Below are 14671 nucleotides of genomic sequence, written 5' to 3' on the forward strand. Positions count from 1 at the left end.
ACGACAAAGATTGAATATTTTTTGTTTTCGTCCGCTAAGTGCCTTTTAATAATCCCGCGTAAGGATCAGCCCTTCACTTACCGGTTCGATATCATACAATTGTCCATTGATGTTCAATGTACTGATATCAGAAGAGCTGGAAAATATTTGTTCTTCCATGCGGTGGTATTTCTCCGGTATTTTTCCCTTTTCCAGCTGACTGATAATTTTCTCACACTCAGGTCCCTGATCCGGATTGCTCTCTGCGTCTACAAGAATTTTCCCGTCCAGTACATAGCGCAGTCCTTCTGCCGTCGCGTCAAATGAGATCACCTGGATATCGCCTCCCGGTCCCACGGTCCTGCCGGAGGCCTCAATAGCCTCGATCGCCCCGAAAGCCTCGTTATCGTTCTCACAGTAGACAAAATTAATATCATCATACTTTTCCAGCATCTCTGACATAACCTCATAGCCCTTTGCCTCTGTATAATCACCCGATTCCTGGGCCAGAAGATTCCATCCGTACTTTTTTGCCGCCTCTTCCAGCATCTGTGTTCTGGCAATCTGGGGAGTTGCCCCCATTGTCCCCTGTATATGGACAATATTTACCTCGCCGATCCCGCTGTTTTCTACGTACTGCCGTAATGCTTCACATGCTTTTCTTCCCTGCATATAGACATCTGTCCCCACCCAGGCCGTGTAAAGGCTGTCATCTTCCACATCCACGATGCGGTCAATGATAATTACCGGGATACCCGCCTGTTTTGCCTCTCTTAGAACTTTGTCCCAACCACGTTCCACGACCGGAGAAAAAATAATATAATCCACACCCTGCCGTATAAATCCGCGAATCGCCTTAATCTGATTTGACTGTTTTTGCCTGCCGTCCTCGAAGATCAGATCATATCCCTTCTCCGGTGTAAATGTCCTTTTTATGGACCTGGTATTTGCTGTCCTCCAGTCAGACTCTGCCCCCACCTGACAGAAGCCGATCGAAATCGGGTCTTTTTCCACTTTTTCTTCTTCCGTGCTGTCCTTCCGGAAATAGAATGTCCCGGTCGTCGCCGACAGAACAGCGATAGCGGCCGCCAATACGATTCCGGCAGCCGCTACCCATTTCTTCTTCATCTTACTTTTCCTCCACTCTCTCCCCTATATAATAAAATCCCCTGCTCTCATTGAGCCTGACATCCAGGATCTGGCCGATCAGTGATTCGTCCCCCGGAAAATGGACCAGCAGATTATTGCCCAGTCTTCCGGTCATCATGCTGCTGTCATGCTCATTTTTTGACTCCACAAGGACCTTCTGTACCTCTCCCGCATGCCTTGCGCACATTTCCGCTGAGATCTTCTGAACCTCTGAGAGCAGTCGGTCAAACCGGTCCTTTACCACATCTTCAGGGACCTGGTCTTCCATCACCGCGGCAGGTGTTCCCGTCCTCTTTGAGTAGATAAAGGTAAAAGCGCTGTCATAGCGTACTTTTCTGACTACATCCAGCGTTTCCAGGAAGTCTTCCTCGGTTTCTCCCGGAAAACCGACAATAATATCTGTAGTCAGCGAAATGTCCGGGACTGCATCCCTTATCTTTTCTACCAGCCGCAGATAGTCTTCCTTCGTATACCGCCGGTTCATTCGCTGCAGAATACGGGTACTGCCTGACTGTACCGGCAGATGCAGATGCGGACAGATCTTCCTGGATTCTCCCATGACCCTGATCAGCTCATCCGACAGATCTTTCGGATGAGACGTCATAAAACGAATCCGTTCGATACCCTCCACTTTCTCCACTTCTCTTAGAAGCTGCGCAAAGCTCACAGGATCTTTCAGTGTCTTCCCATAGGAGTTGACGTTCTGCCCCAGCAGCATTACCTCTACCACTCCGTCTTCCGCCAGCCTCTCGATTTCCCGGATAATAGCCCTGGGATCCCGGCTTCTCTCCCGTCCCCGCACATACGGCACAATACAGTAACTGCAGAAATTATTGCATCCGAACATGACATTGACCCCGGACTTAAATGAGTATTTCCGCTCACTTGGAAGATCTTCCACGATCTTATCTGTATCCTCCCAGATATCGATAACCATACGCCCGGATTCCAGCCGTGTCACGAGAAGTTCGGCAAACTTGTAGATATTATGAGTTCCAAAGATCAGATCCACAAATCCATAACTTTTCTTTAACTTCTCGACAACCTCCGGTTCCTGCATCATACATCCGCAGAGCGCGATCATCATATGAGGATTTTTTTTCTTCCTGCGCCCAAGCTGTCCAAGCCGCCCGTATACCCGCAGATTGGCATTCTCCCTCACAGTACATGTATTGTAGATTACAAAATCCGCTTCCTCTTCTGCTGTCTCTATGTAACCCGTCTTCTCCAGTATCCCGGCCAATTTTTCCGAATCTCTGGCGTTCATCTGGCATCCGAATGTAGTGACACAAAAAGTCAGCGGCCTGCCGGCTTTTCTGTTCATCTCCTTCAGAAGTTTCGCCGCCCTGTCCATATAAAAATACTGTCGTTCCGGTTCTGATACAGGGATCACAGCCTCTGGATCAGCCGCTTTTGATCTGATGTCTTCCATAATTTTTTCTTCCTCTTACCTGTAAGATCTGTGCCTGCGTCTGCGCGTTAAACAAACTGATTTTTCACTGGGTCGTATGTATAATCGATAAGTCCCAGTTTTTTTGTCAGCTCCTCTCTGTCTATCTGCATATCGTCACAAAGCGCATCCAGAGAGGAATAAAAATCTCTTAATTTCGTGTTGACGACGCCCAGAAGCATCACCGGATCTCCGGGAAGTCCTTTGAACATTTGATCAACTCCTTTTCTGTAATGATGGCATCCATCCTGATATCATGAGGATCTGACGGAAGGTCCCCTTCCACGCACTGAACACTGAAGGCAAGTGCCACCCGCACGCACTGTGGACAGCCTGAGAGATAAACGTCATAATATCCGCCTCCATATCCGATCCGGACCCCCTTTCGGTCAAATACTGAACCTGGTACGATAGCCAGAGAGCTCTGATCCGGAACAGGAGCTCTTTTGCATCGGGAGGCAGGTTCCAATATAGAAGCAAATCCAGGTTTCAGATCACCCGTATCCCCGATATAATAAAACTCCATTTTCCCGGGTCCAAGTACTTTGGGGACCGCCACTTTTTTCCCGCGCCTGATCGATTCTTCCATAAGCACGTAAGTGTCTGCCTCACTGCCGAAAGATACATAACTGTAAATCCTGTCCGCTTTCTCATAAATCGGGCAGGAAATCAGGCGCTCCACGATCTTCTGCTGAGCCGCCTTCCTTGCGGCTTCCGGAATCTCTTCTCTGATCTTAAGATACCGTTTTCTAGTTTCCTTTTTTGTTTCCGTATTTTTCACCCAGATTCACAACCGTTCCGTCTTTCTCTTCAATATCAATATTATTAAGCTGCCCCCGGAGATTGCGTCTGACTGCCTCCAGATATTCCTCCCGAAGAATTTTCTGTTCCTTCCGCTCTGCGTCTGTAAGCCCCTCCGCTTTTGATTTTCTATATAGTTCATTGATTCTCTGTATCTTTTTCTGATCCATGATTTATCCTCTTATCCTGTGTTTTTCACCTTCCGCAGAAGGCCGGCAGAACAGTATTATACACTATTTACGCCACTGAGTCCAGCCAAACCGGCAGTTATAAGGACAACCTCTTTCTCTCTTAACTCGAATAGTTCTCCAAAAAGGCGTAAAGTTCCTCTGCTGTTCTGACATATCTGCCTTCTGCAACTTCCTGCTGTACTTCTTCCGGAAGATCGGTAAGCGGGATTTCTGTAAACTCATAGATTGTTTTCCTGTCACTTAAATATACAACCACAAATCCCTGAAGCTCGCACAGCCAGAACCCTTCCTCTTCGCTCTCTTCGTTTTTGACAGCCTCTCCTTCGGCCGCTATGCTCTCAGTGTCAGAAAATCCCTCCTCTGCCCGGGCAGACTGCTTTTCCATAGCGTGGTCATAGGAGATCTGATATCCTGCGGTAAGAAGGATTCCCGCGATCAGAAATACGACAAAAAAGCCAACAATGTATCTGGGTTTCATGATTTCCACTCCTTTTTTCATACAGTATTGGCTTTTTCTGTCTTTTTATTCAATTGTATATCCGGCTATGGCATAAGGTGCAGTCTGCGGCAGATCCTCAGCAGTCTGGCTCCCATCGGAAGGGCTTCAATATCATCCGCGGAAAGGCCCCCGATCTTCAGGATGACCACCACATACACCACGACGGCAATCAGAATGGATATCACAGCCGGTATCACCCTTCCTCCAACCAGAAGATCCAGTACCAGAAATACCGCATATGTAACGATTCCCATAACCGCGGAAGCGATAAGTGGTTTCAGGAAGATCCGGGCTACATTCAGCCTGTATCCGCACACCTGTCGGATCTTTCGCTGGTTCAGCCAGCACATCACAAGAGCAAATACAATATTGCTCCCTACAAGAGCGTAGACATTCATCTGGAACACAGTCAGCATAAGGACCAGGGCTGCCAGATGAATGGCCAGCGCCACGCAGGCATTTTTCGCAGGACTGGACATATAATTCAGTCCGTGCAGGACGGAATTGGTTATGGTAGACCATCCATAGAGAACAACCACCACGGCTCCCATCATAAGCAGATTGGCGGGTGTCCTTCCGGAGTCATTGTACAGAAGCACCATAAGCGGGGAGGCCAGGACAATAAAGCCCACGCAGCTTGGCATGGTGATAATGGTAGTCAGCCGCAGGGTCTGGTCGATCTGGTAATATGTTCTCTTTCTCTTCCCCGCCATCACAACCGCGGTAAGACTCGGCACGATAGACGCGCTGAGAGCATATGGAACGGACATGGGAACATTGATCAGCGGATCATATTTCCCTGTATAAATTCCCTGCAAAGCCATATACTGCTGCTCCGTATACCCCTGAGCGTCCAGGATATGATTGAATATCGTAAGATCCAGGATCTGATTGATATTGTAGATCGCGGTACTGAATATAACCGGCACTGCCGTCAGTATAAGGGCTTTCAGAATATGAGAATAGGCCTCCCGTTTTCCGGTGCGGTCTCTCCTGACCTGTCTTTTAATCCCTCCTCTGAACAGCCACAGGACAAAGAGGAGGAATAAAAGCCCTGACGCGGCTCCCAGCGCCGTTCCCAGCGTTCCGCCCGCGGCCCCGTAAGCCGGTCCCAGAAGTTCCTCTCCGGCCTTTTCCCCCGCTCTTGTTCCAATGCCGAACAGTACGCTTGCCCCTATAATACTGGCCACCGCGTTTACAATCTGTTCGATAATCTGGGAAACTGCTGTAGGCACCATCGTTCCCAGCCCCTGGAAATACCCGCGGATCACAGCCATCACGGCTACAATCAGGAGACATGGAGCAAGAACCCGCAGGGCATAGATACTCAAAGGCGCTTTCATCATATACTCGGAAATGGCTCCCGCTCCCAGAAAGATTGCGAGAGCCGCGATCAGTCCTACTATCAGTGAAAAGATAAGGGAGCACAGAAATACACGAAAAGCGTTTCTCCGCTCATTTGCAGCCATTCTGGCAGATACCAGTTTCGATACAGCAGTAGGCAGACTCAGTGAGGACAGCATCAGAGCAATAGCATATACCTGGTATGCATATCCATAAAACCCGTTTCCCTCATCTCCCAGTATGTTGGTAAGCGGGATCCGGTATACAACACCGATCACTTTTGTAATTACTACAGCGGCAGCCAGGATCGCTCCCTGAGCCAGATAGTCATCATTTCTGCCTTTTCTGGTTCTGTTCCTTGGTGTCTCAGACATATAAGTCCTCCTTGTACTGTGTCTCAAATGTTCTCCCCGCGCGGTATATGGATCTTGTCCATGATCTCTCGCTGACGTTTTTCCATAAGAAGGCGTTCTCCCTCCTCCATATGGTCATATCCAAACAGATGGAGCATGCTGTGCGCGATGAGGAAAGTGTATTCCCTCAGCACAGAGTGTCCGTATTCTTCTGCCTGAGCCAGCACCCGGTCTTTCGAGATCACGATATCTCCCAGGACCAGCTCTCCGGAGTCCGGATCAAACAGATCTTCACCGGCTTCCTCTAACCCCGGGAAGCCGCCCGGCCTGTCATATTCCAGCATGGGGAAGGACAGCACGTCCGTCGCCCGGTCGATCTGCCGGTGGGTCCGGTTCATTCGCCGGATCTCTTCATCCGTTGTAAGAAGCAGGCTGATCTCCACTTCATAGGGACATCCTTCCAGTTCCAGCGCCGCTTCTGTCACGAGCTCAGCTGCCGCCCGGACATCAAAGGGCAGCCGGACCTCCCCTTCTTCTTCAATAAACAGACTCATGTTCTTCTCCTCCTGCTGTTCTTTCCGCTGCCGGACTTCTGCTCGTAGTCTTCATATGCCTTGACGATCTTCTGTACAAGAGGATGCCGGACTACATCCTTGCTGGTCAGGTTACATATGCTGATCCCTTCCAGTCCCCGTACTACCTTTACAGCGACATCCAGCCCGGAAGTCGCTCCTGCCGGGAGATCCTTCTGGGTAGAATCCCCTGTGATGACTACCTTTGAGCCAAATCCGATCCTGGTCAGGAACATTTTCATCTGAGCAGGCGTTGTGTTCTGCGCCTCATCCAGGATAATAAAAGCGTTGTCCAGTGTCCGCCCTCTCATATAGGCCAGCGGAGCCACCTCGATGAGCCCTTTCTCGGAGTTTTTAAGAAAACTTTCCGCTCCCATGATCTGATAAAGAGCATCATACAGAGGCCTCAGATAGGGATCGATCTTGCTCTGCAGATCTCCGGGAAGGAATCCCAGTTTCTCTCCCGCCTCAATCGCCGGTCGGGTCAGGATAATGCGTCCCACTTCATTTTTCTTAAACGCTGTGATAGCCATGGCCATGGCAAGATACGTCTTTCCGGTCCCCGCCGGGCCCAGTCCGAACGTGATCATCCCCTCCCGTATGGAGTCTACATATTTCTTCTGTCCCAGGGTTTTCGGTTTGACCGGTCTGCCCTGAAGGGTGTAGCAGATCAGGTCTTTATCGATGGCGACGATCCCTTCTTCCTGGTCTTCAAACACCAGGGAGATGGCATAATCTACGTTCTGTTCTGTTATCGTATTTCCCCGTTTTGACAGTTCGATAAGCTGGGTCAGAATCCGCTGTACTTTTTCCGCGGCCCCGCTCTCCCCTACGATCTTCGTGTTCCCGTCTCTGGCGATCAGGGTGACATGGAACGTCCTCTCTAACTTTTTTACATATGCGTCAAACTGTCCGAACACATTTGCCTCATGTTCAGCCGGTATATCAATGATCAGTTCCGACAGACTCATCTGTTTCTTTCCTTTCTATTGTCAGAATTTCTGTATCCGCCTCTGCTGTGATCCGCCGGTTCACATATAGCGTGCCTGAGGCGACGGCAGAATTTTCATACAGTTGTATTTTAACATCATTTTCCAGTATTTGAACACCTTTTTCCTCTAAATCTTCACAGAACCGTTTAAAATTCTGACTCAGGCGCTGCCTGATCTCGTCCTGTGAATACTCTTTTTCCGTAAAGGAATAGGATTTCACTGTCTTCACGCCGCAGGATACCGGAAGATAAAAATTTTCTCCTGCTTTCAGCTGCATCTCTTCTGTAAACACTTCACTGTTTTTATACTTGTTTTTAATGCTGCCCACGGAAATCGTCCAGTCAGCCAGCCGTAGAAACCCCTGATATTTCTTTTTCCCGTCATAGACCTTCTCCCTGTATGTCAGAGGCATACTGTCCGAATATTCCATCTGTGTGTCGGCAAATATATCCGCGTCTGATTTCTGATATTGATACGCTGTCACTTCCTTGCTGTCATTTAAGACTTCCATTCTCCCCAGAACAAGGATATCGCCTTTTTTTACAGTGTCTCCCACATGGACCTGGGGAACACCTGAGCGGGTGACCATGTCCGTTATAACTCCGTCCGCGGCAGCCACCAGATCCGTAGGTTTCTCTTCTTCGGATATTTCTTCCTCCTGGAAGGTGTCCTCATTTTCTTTGACCTGGATCTTCAGCCGGCTTCCGTCAATGGACGCAGAAACCCAAACGATATCATTATATCCCTTCCGAATCGCTTTTACAATGCCCGGACAGTCGACCCGGCTTTTCAGCATAAACGGGGTTACTCCCTCTGTCTCCAAAAACTCCACAAGCGTTTCATCTGTCCATTTTTCATTTCCCTCAAAATGAATGTCCCATATAAACAGCGAGTACACTTTTAGAAGCACGGCACACAAAACCAGTCCTGTAAAAAAAAGCTTTCTTTTTCGATAACGCGCCGCGAAAAACGGGAATCCTCGTCTTTCTTTTACAGTTACCCGTGTCCTGGCCTTTCTGGCCAAAGGTTTCAGCTGTCTGAAATCATGAACTGTCAGATACACCTCGTAAGCGCCGTCGACAGGGGACAGGCCCCAGAGAAAGATCTGATGAAAACGGCACATATTTAAAAAACGTTCCGGGGAGTATCCCTCAATTCGTATTTTTACATATCCTCTCAGCCATCGGATAAACGAACGGATCAATCCTCTTTCCTCCCATCCGGGAATTCGATCATATGGAGCTCTCCTGTGATCTTCATCTCATCGTTCGTATAATACTCTACCTGAAGCCCTTTCCCTGTCAGACGGATCTGACCTCCTTTTGTCTGTACACGTACAAGAGTGTCTGTATATTCTGTAATGCCCCGATAATTCTCCACGCACACTTCAAAATTTCCCAGCGCCGTGACTACCGGGGCTCCCATGACTACATCTTTCGGCATACTTGCAGCCGATGCCAGTTTCTGTCTTATCTCTTCTCTCCCCATGAAAATGCCACACATACGCCTTTTATAAAGAGTATATGTGCGGCATGTTCTGTCCTATTCATATTCCTGTCCTGTTCATTCTATAATGGCTCTGATCAGCGGTTCCACTTCCGGCTTTTCTTCTGAAAACCGGAAGGCATCCGCCAGCATATTCTCCGCCTCACCAAGAAGTGTTCTGTCATTTGCGTGGATCCTGGCCAAAGGCTCGCCCTTCCTTACCGGATCGCCTTTTTTCCTGCAAAGCTCCAGCCCCACGGACAGATCGATCTGACTGTCCTTGGTCTTTCTTCCTCCGCCCAGCATCAGGCAGATCTTCCCAATCTCCTCTGTGTGGATATCCGATACATACCCTTCTTCCGGAGACGGAACTTCCTCGATAAATCTGGCAGAAGCCAGCAGCTCCGGGTGTTCTGCCTCCTCCGGGTCTCCGCCCTGTGCCCGGATAAACTCTTTGAACACCTGAAATGCCTGTCCGTTTTCAAGAGACTGCTCCAGAAGTTGCCGTGCCTCCCCGGGGTTGGAAGCTATCCCTGCTTTCACTGTCATATAAGATCCCAGCGTAAGCACCAGCTCCCTGAGATCTGCCGGTCCTCTGCCTCTTAAGGTCTCGATGGCCTCCCTGACCTCCAGCACATTGCCCACTGCATATCCCAGCGGCTGGTCCATATCTGAAATAACCGCCGTCACGTCTCTTCCTGCCAGTCGTCCGATCTTCACCATCTCCTGCGCCAGAGCCCGGGCATCCTCCATGTTCTTCATAAAAGCGCCATCCCCGGTCTTAACATCCAGCACGATCGCGTCGGATCCTGAAGCCAGCTTTTTGCTCATAATGCTGGATGCGATCAGGGACATCTGGTCTACTGTCCCGGTTACATCCCTAAGCGCGTAAAGCTTTTTGTCCGCCGGAGCAAGATCTGCTGTCTGCCCCGCGATCGCTATATGAAACTCATTTACGTTATGGATGAACTGTTCCGGTGAAAGAGATGTGGAAAATCCGGTAAAACTTTCCAGCTTATCGATGGTCCCGCCGGTATGTCCCAGACCCCGTCCGGACATCTTCGCCACCGGTACGCCCACAGAGGCAGCCAGAGGAGCGAGAACAAGAGAGGTCTTGTCTCCCACACCGCCGGTACTGTGTTTGTCCACCTTAATACCTTTTATTCCAGAGAGATCAAGCATATCTCCACTTTCGGCCATGGCAAGCGTCAGCTCCGTCGTCTCTTCGTCTGTCATTCCTACAAAGCAGATGGCCATCATCATGGCAGACATCTGATAATCGGGGATCTCTCCGTCCGTATATTTTTGTATCATCCAACGGATCTCATCCTTCTTAAGGGAGTTTCCCCTTTTCTTCTTTACGATCAGATCGCACATATTCATGGCGGATCCCTCCTGTAACAACATCTTCTTAAGAGAATCTTATATTACTGATAATCCAGACAGGCTCTCTCTGTCACATAAGGCCTTATATACGTATCCGCCGCGGCGACATGGGCCGGATGTTTGGCATACACTGCGACATCTTCGGCTTTTTCCAACGTGCTCACCAGCGCGATATCATGGGTACTGGTTTCCAGAGGAGCATCCACGAATTCCAGACTTAAAAGCCCCGGCACCTTTCCCACAAGCCCTTCCAGACTCTCCTTCATGGCCTTTTTCAGCTCCGGTCGCTTATTTTCTTCTATTTCAGGTTTAAATTTCCACATTACAATATGATGGACCATTCTATTTTCCTCCTGTGACTGTGATCAATTTTATAAACCGATTTTTTCCATTTCTTCCCGGATCTCCTGTTCGCAGGACTGCATGGCCCTAAGTGTCTTCTCAAACAGTTCATTCAGCTCCCATCCGAGATTTTCCGCGCCAGTCCGGATCGTATCCCTGGAACATCCGGCCGCGAAGCGTTTGTCTTTGAATTTCTTTTTAATGCTGCTAACTTCCATATCCATAACACTTCTGGAAGGCCGCATAAGAGCCGCGGCGCCGATCAGGCCTGTCAGCTCATCCACCGCGAAGAGTACCTTTTCCATCTCGTGTTCCGGCTTTACGTCGCAGCAGATCCCGTATCCATGGGAACAGACAGAATGAATCATATCTTCTCCTATCCCCGCCTCTCTCAAAAGTTCAGGTGCTTTTACACAATGTTCCTCCGGATACATCTCAAAGTCAATGTCGTGCAAAAGTCCGACAAGTCCCCAGTAATCCTCTTCCTCACCATATCCCAGCTCATGTGACAGAAAACGCATCGTTTTTTCCACGGTCAGCCCATGCTGGATATGAAAGGGCTCCTTGTTATACTTTTTCAGAAGTTCGATTGCTTCTTCTCTTGTAATATTATCTGTCATATTATCCCCTTCCTTTTCTTTTTATTTTTTAAAATTTTCTCCACGTATCTCTCATAAAAAGAAGCAGCAACGGGAATATTTCCAGCCGCCCGGCCAGCATGTCAAAGATCAGGACAAGTTTCGCGCCGCCGGAGAAAACCGAGAAATTCTGAGTAGGCCCCACCAGTTCCAGGCCGGGCCCGATATTATTCAGCGTCGCGGCCACACCTGTGAAATTCGTAATCAGATCATGTCCGTCGAAACCGACCAGCAGGACAGAAAACACAAAGATCAGTACATATGCGATTAAAAATACATTTGTAGAACGCACCGTTTCATGCTCGATCGCATGTCCGTCCATTTTAAGCTTTTTCAGACTCCGCGGATGAAGAAGTGTATAAAGCTCCTTTTTAATCGTCTTCACCAGGATAACCAGACGGGATACTTTGATGCCTCCTCCGGTACTCCCGGCACAGGCGCCCACAAACATCAGCAGGACCAGAATTGTCCTAGGTACCTCCGGCCATAAATTAAAGTCTGTGCTGGCATATCCCGTGGTCGTTATGATCGATCCTACCTGGAAGGCCGCATGGCGTACGGCTTCTCCCACAGAACTGTACATATCATGGATCGACAGACTGATGATGCCGATCGAAGCCAGTATGATCAAGAGATAATACCTCACTTCTTCCATGGAAAATGCCTGTTTTAATTTCTTTCTCAGGATCAGGAAATAAGCGCTGAAATTTACTCCGAACAGGATCATAAAAACTGTAACAACCACCTGCAGATATGGGGAATACCCGGCCATGCTGTCATTTTTGATCCCGAATCCTCCGGTTCCGGCTGTCCCGAAAGAAATTGTCAGCGCGTCAAACAAAGGCATCCTGCCGATCACAAGAAAAATGATCTCCAGTATCGTCAATAATACATATATCAGATACAGGATCTTCGCTGTAGACCGGACAGTCGGCACCAGTTTACTGACAGAAGGCCCGGGGCTTTCCGCCTTCATCAGGTTCATATGAGAACCGCTTCCTTTTACATGTATGATCGACAGCAGGAATACAAGCACACCCATACCGCCGATCCAGTGAGTAAAACTCCTCCAGAACAACACGCATCTGGAAAGGGCCTCCACATCTGACACTACACTGGCCCCCGTAGTTGTAAAACCGGAAACCGTCTCAAACAGGGCGGAAATAGGATCTGAAATAGAACCTGTAAGTAAAAACGGGATGCTTCCCATTATACTTATAACGATCCAGCTCAGTGCCACCGTCACAAAACCTTCCTTCACATAGAAGATCCGGTTTTCAGGTTTTTTCCGGAAAAGCAGCAGCCCGAAAAGAAGGCAGAGAAGTCCTGTTATGACAAACGCCCATCCCTCGCTCTCCTGATAGATCAAAGCCACAACACACGGCAGCGCCATAAATGCCGCCTCAAAAACAAGAACATATCCTATTATATATTTTACGATAGAAAAATTCATCTCTTATCTCCCGGCCGCGATATCCCGTAAGTCAGTCAGTCCTTTCACTGTAGTAACAACAATCACCGTGTCGCCCGGCTGTATCACATCCTGTCCTCTCGGGATGTGTACCTCTCCGTTGCGGTTGATACACGCGATCAGAAGATTTTTCTTCAGGCGAAGTTCTGAAAGTGGGATCCCTGTCACCGGAGAAGTCTCCCTCACGGCGAACTCCAGAGCCTCCGCCCGGCCGTCCAGAATGTGGTAAAGTGTCTCCACATTGCTGCTGAGCGAATTTCCCATGGCTCTTACATACTGCAGGATATAGTCAGAAGTTATATATTTCGGATGGATCACACTGCCCAGATCCAGTCCGTCCACAATGTCATCAAACGCGATCCGGTTTACCTTGGTAACCAGCTTCGCGCGGGATATCTTCTTGGCAAAGAGACTCAGAAGGATATTCTCTTCATCCAGATTCGTGAGAGTCACAAAGGATTCTGCCTGTGCCAGCCCCTCCTCCAGAAGAAGCTTTTTATCCGTTCCGTCCCCATAAATGACAGTAACAGAAGGCAGCAGTTCGCTGAGTTCCTCACACCGGTCCTTCTTTTCTTCTATCAGCTTTATCTTGACCTTCATATCGGAAAGAATGGCCGCCAGATAATATCCCAGGGTGCCTCCGCCCACAATAAGCGCGTTCTTCACCTTGTGCATATGTACGCCGACTTTTTCAAAGAAAAGACTTGAATTCTTCGGGGAAGCGATAATAGACACCAGGTCCGTATCTTCGAGAATAAAATCTCCGTCCGGGATAAACACCTGTCCATTTCTTTCCACTCCACATATCAGTACATCACAGCGCATTTTTTCCATGACTTCTGCCACAGTCATGCCGCCGAGGCCAAATTCCGGGAGAAGCTTGAATTTCAGCAGTTCCACTCTGCCTTTTGAAAAAGTGTCAAGCTTAATGGCCGATGGAAAACGAAGCAGCCGGGAAATCTCCAGCGCGGCGGCAAACTCCGGATTAATGATCATGGAGATCCCGAGTTTTTTCTTGATAAAATGGATTTCCTTGTTGTATACCGGGTTGCGCACACGGGCAATGGTGTGGCACCGGCTCACTTTTTTCGCGATAAGACAGCACAGCAGATTCAGTTCATCAGAACCGGTAACCGCGATCAGAATATCCGCTTCCTCTACCCCCGCTTCTGAAAGTACCTGGATACTCGACCCGTTTCCGGCGTATCCCATCACATCCACACTCTCGGACAACTGCTGTATCTTCCTTGGATTCTTATCGATCACGACCAGCTCGTGATCCTCCTCGCACAATTCTTCTGCCAGAGTGCTTCCGACCTTGCCGCATCCGATAATGATGATCTTCATATTTCCTCCCTTGTATGCCTGAACAAAACAGGGCCCTCACTGTTTATATTCTCGATCCGCATGAAAGCGTCAGGAATATTATAGCATTTCTTACTTTATATTCAAGATGTATATTCAGCTTCTTTCCTTTCCTGTAAAGCTCTCCACAGTGATCCGGTAGACCGCGGCCCTTTCCAGCATACTTCTGTTGAAATCAATCGCTGCCCCGCAAGCCATGTGCTCCATAACCTTTGTAAGCCCGTATATTTTCTGTTCATCCGAATCCAGCCGTTCCACAGTTCCATTTCCCATAATACTTCTGTAGGCGTAGGAATAGCTGCACGTATAGTCTCCGGTAATCAGCCTATGTCCACAGTCCATCTCCAGAGCCACCTGTCTGCACGCTTCAAAAGCTTCGGCTTTCCTGCCCTCTGGTGCCCCATGAAAGTACAGGATGAGCCGCTCTGTGTCCCCGTCATCCAAAAACTCATACCCGAAGTTGACCGGAACTATAAACATTCCTTCCTGATCCATGGCTCCAATACGGACAACATCACATTCAGCCACAATTTCCCGCAAGATATGTTTATCTTTGATCTCCCTTTTATACAATCTCATCTTTCTCATTGATTTTACCACTTTCTCTTTTTCTTTCTTCATTATATCGCTTCTATAACTCCGGGACAATCCCAC

The 14671-nt window shown here is 48.7% G+C and carries 17 protein-coding genes; all 17 read right to left on the minus strand.

The features are described from left to right. Nucleotides 1–45: 45 nt before the first annotated feature. Nucleotides 46–1107, minus strand: coding sequence for an ABC transporter substrate-binding protein (locus BQ7367_RS12390; RefSeq protein ID WP_072525721.1), 1062 nt, complete (start codon nt 1105–1107; stop codon nt 46–48). Between the two features lies 1 nt (nt 1108). Then, nucleotides 1109–2560: a tRNA (N6-isopentenyl adenosine(37)-C2)-methylthiotransferase MiaB gene (gene miaB / locus BQ7367_RS12395; protein WP_072525722.1), complete on the minus strand. Its 1452-nt coding sequence runs from the start codon at nt 2558–2560 to the stop codon at nt 1109–1111. A 47-nt stretch (nt 2561–2607) separates the two neighbouring features. Further along, nucleotides 2608–2790 (minus strand): DUF4250 domain-containing protein, encoded by a 183-nt coding sequence (locus BQ7367_RS12400; protein WP_072525723.1) that lies wholly within the window; start codon nt 2788–2790, stop codon nt 2608–2610. Continuing rightward, nucleotides 2760–3359, minus strand: coding sequence for a 5-formyltetrahydrofolate cyclo-ligase (locus BQ7367_RS12405; RefSeq protein WP_072525724.1), 600 nt, complete (start codon nt 3357–3359; stop codon nt 2760–2762). The genes BQ7367_RS12400 and BQ7367_RS12405 overlap by 31 nt, the downstream gene beginning before the upstream one ends. Next, nucleotides 3328–3549: a DUF896 domain-containing protein gene (locus tag BQ7367_RS12410; protein WP_072525725.1), complete on the minus strand. Its 222-nt coding sequence runs from the start codon at nt 3547–3549 to the stop codon at nt 3328–3330. The genes BQ7367_RS12405 and BQ7367_RS12410 overlap by 32 nt, the downstream gene beginning before the upstream one ends. Before the next feature lie 121 nt (nt 3550–3670). Next, nucleotides 3671–4048: a hypothetical protein gene (locus BQ7367_RS12415; RefSeq protein WP_072526211.1), complete on the minus strand. Its 378-nt coding sequence runs from the start codon at nt 4046–4048 to the stop codon at nt 3671–3673. 65 nt (nt 4049–4113) lie between these two features. Beyond that, entirely contained in the window at nt 4114–5787 is a 1674-nt protein-coding gene (locus BQ7367_RS12420) for a putative polysaccharide biosynthesis protein (RefSeq protein WP_072525726.1), read from the minus strand. A 23-nt stretch (nt 5788–5810) separates the two neighbouring features. Further along, entirely contained in the window at nt 5811–6320 is a 510-nt protein-coding gene (gene ybeY / locus BQ7367_RS12425; protein WP_072525727.1) for an rRNA maturation RNase YbeY, read from the minus strand. After that, on the minus strand, nt 6317–7309 hold the full coding sequence (locus tag BQ7367_RS12430; RefSeq protein ID WP_072525728.1) for a PhoH family protein: 993 nt from the start codon (nt 7307–7309) through the stop codon (nt 6317–6319). The genes ybeY and BQ7367_RS12430 overlap by 4 nt, the downstream gene beginning before the upstream one ends. Continuing rightward, entirely contained in the window at nt 7284–8534 is a 1251-nt protein-coding gene (locus tag BQ7367_RS12435) for a sporulation protein YqfD (protein WP_200786742.1), read from the minus strand. Before BQ7367_RS12435 ends, BQ7367_RS12430 begins: the two co-directional genes overlap by 26 nt. Beyond that, the gene (locus BQ7367_RS12440) at nt 8531–8773 is read right to left on the minus strand and encodes a YabP/YqfC family sporulation protein (RefSeq protein ID WP_442855385.1); all 243 of its coding nucleotides are present in this window, start codon (nt 8771–8773) and stop codon (nt 8531–8533) included. Before BQ7367_RS12440 ends, BQ7367_RS12435 begins: the two co-directional genes overlap by 4 nt. A gap of 120 nt (nt 8774–8893) precedes the next feature. After that, nucleotides 8894–10198 carry a pyrimidine-nucleoside phosphorylase gene (locus BQ7367_RS12445; RefSeq protein WP_072525730.1) on the minus strand — a complete coding sequence of 435 codons (1305 nt, stop codon included), beginning with the start codon at nt 10196–10198 and terminating at the stop codon, nt 8894–8896. A gap of 44 nt (nt 10199–10242) precedes the next feature. Continuing rightward, nucleotides 10243–10542, minus strand: coding sequence for a Dabb family protein (locus BQ7367_RS12450; protein WP_072525731.1), 300 nt, complete (start codon nt 10540–10542; stop codon nt 10243–10245). A 30-nt stretch (nt 10543–10572) separates the two neighbouring features. Continuing rightward, nucleotides 10573–11163 carry a hydrolase gene (locus BQ7367_RS12455; protein WP_072525732.1) on the minus strand — a complete coding sequence of 197 codons (591 nt, stop codon included), beginning with the start codon at nt 11161–11163 and terminating at the stop codon, nt 10573–10575. A 28-nt stretch (nt 11164–11191) separates the two neighbouring features. After that, nucleotides 11192–12634, minus strand: coding sequence for a TrkH family potassium uptake protein (locus BQ7367_RS12460; protein WP_072525733.1), 1443 nt, complete (start codon nt 12632–12634; stop codon nt 11192–11194). A gap of 3 nt (nt 12635–12637) precedes the next feature. After that, a complete protein-coding gene (gene trkA, locus BQ7367_RS12465) occupies nt 12638–13999 on the minus strand; it encodes a Trk system potassium transporter TrkA (RefSeq protein ID WP_072525734.1) in 1362 nt (453 codons plus the stop codon). A gap of 114 nt (nt 14000–14113) precedes the next feature. Continuing rightward, nucleotides 14114–14596, minus strand: coding sequence for a pyridoxamine 5'-phosphate oxidase family protein (locus tag BQ7367_RS12470; RefSeq protein ID WP_235837598.1), 483 nt, complete (start codon nt 14594–14596; stop codon nt 14114–14116). Between the last annotated feature and the right edge of the window lie 75 nt (nt 14597–14671).

The organism is Clostridium sp. Marseille-P3244, assembly GCF_900120155.1.
Lineage (GTDB): Bacteria > Bacillota > Clostridia > Lachnospirales > Lachnospiraceae > Mediterraneibacter.

What these genes read in the sequence shown, in the direction of transcription:
- BQ7367_RS12390 (WP_072525721.1), bottom strand. Translation starts at nt 1,107, where the DNA reads ATGAAGAAGAAATGGGTAGCGGCTGCCGGAATCGTATTGGCGGCCGCT.
- miaB (WP_072525722.1), bottom strand. Translation starts at nt 2,560, where the DNA reads ATGGAAGACATCAGATCAAAAGCGGCTGATCCAGAGGCTGTGATCCCT.
- BQ7367_RS12400 (WP_072525723.1), bottom strand. Translation starts at nt 2,790, where the DNA reads ATGTTCAAAGGACTTCCCGGAGATCCGGTGATGCTTCTGGGCGTCGTC.
- BQ7367_RS12410 (WP_072525725.1), bottom strand. Translation starts at nt 3,549, where the DNA reads ATGGATCAGAAAAAGATACAGAGAATCAATGAACTATATAGAAAATCA.
- BQ7367_RS12415 (WP_072526211.1), bottom strand. Translation starts at nt 4,048, where the DNA reads ATGAAACCCAGATACATTGTTGGCTTTTTTGTCGTATTTCTGATCGCG.
- BQ7367_RS12420 (WP_072525726.1), bottom strand. Translation starts at nt 5,787, where the DNA reads ATGTCTGAGACACCAAGGAACAGAACCAGAAAAGGCAGAAATGATGAC.
- ybeY (WP_072525727.1), bottom strand. Translation starts at nt 6,320, where the DNA reads ATGAGTCTGTTTATTGAAGAAGAAGGGGAGGTCCGGCTGCCCTTTGAT.
- BQ7367_RS12430 (WP_072525728.1), bottom strand. Translation starts at nt 7,309, where the DNA reads ATGAGTCTGTCGGAACTGATCATTGATATACCGGCTGAACATGAGGCA.
- BQ7367_RS12440 (WP_442855385.1), bottom strand. Translation starts at nt 8,773, where the DNA reads ATGCCGAAAGATGTAGTCATGGGAGCCCCGGTAGTCACGGCGCTGGGA.
- BQ7367_RS12445 (WP_072525730.1), bottom strand. Translation starts at nt 10,198, where the DNA reads ATGAATATGTGCGATCTGATCGTAAAGAAGAAAAGGGGAAACTCCCTT.
- BQ7367_RS12450 (WP_072525731.1), bottom strand. Translation starts at nt 10,542, where the DNA reads ATGGTCCATCATATTGTAATGTGGAAATTTAAACCTGAAATAGAAGAA.
- BQ7367_RS12455 (WP_072525732.1), bottom strand. Translation starts at nt 11,163, where the DNA reads ATGACAGATAATATTACAAGAGAAGAAGCAATCGAACTTCTGAAAAAG.
- BQ7367_RS12460 (WP_072525733.1), bottom strand. Translation starts at nt 12,634, where the DNA reads ATGAATTTTTCTATCGTAAAATATATAATAGGATATGTTCTTGTTTTT.
- trkA (WP_072525734.1), bottom strand. Translation starts at nt 13,999, where the DNA reads ATGAAGATCATCATTATCGGATGCGGCAAGGTCGGAAGCACTCTGGCA.
- BQ7367_RS12470 (WP_235837598.1), bottom strand. Translation starts at nt 14,596, where the DNA reads ATGAGATTGTATAAAAGGGAGATCAAAGATAAACATATCTTGCGGGAA.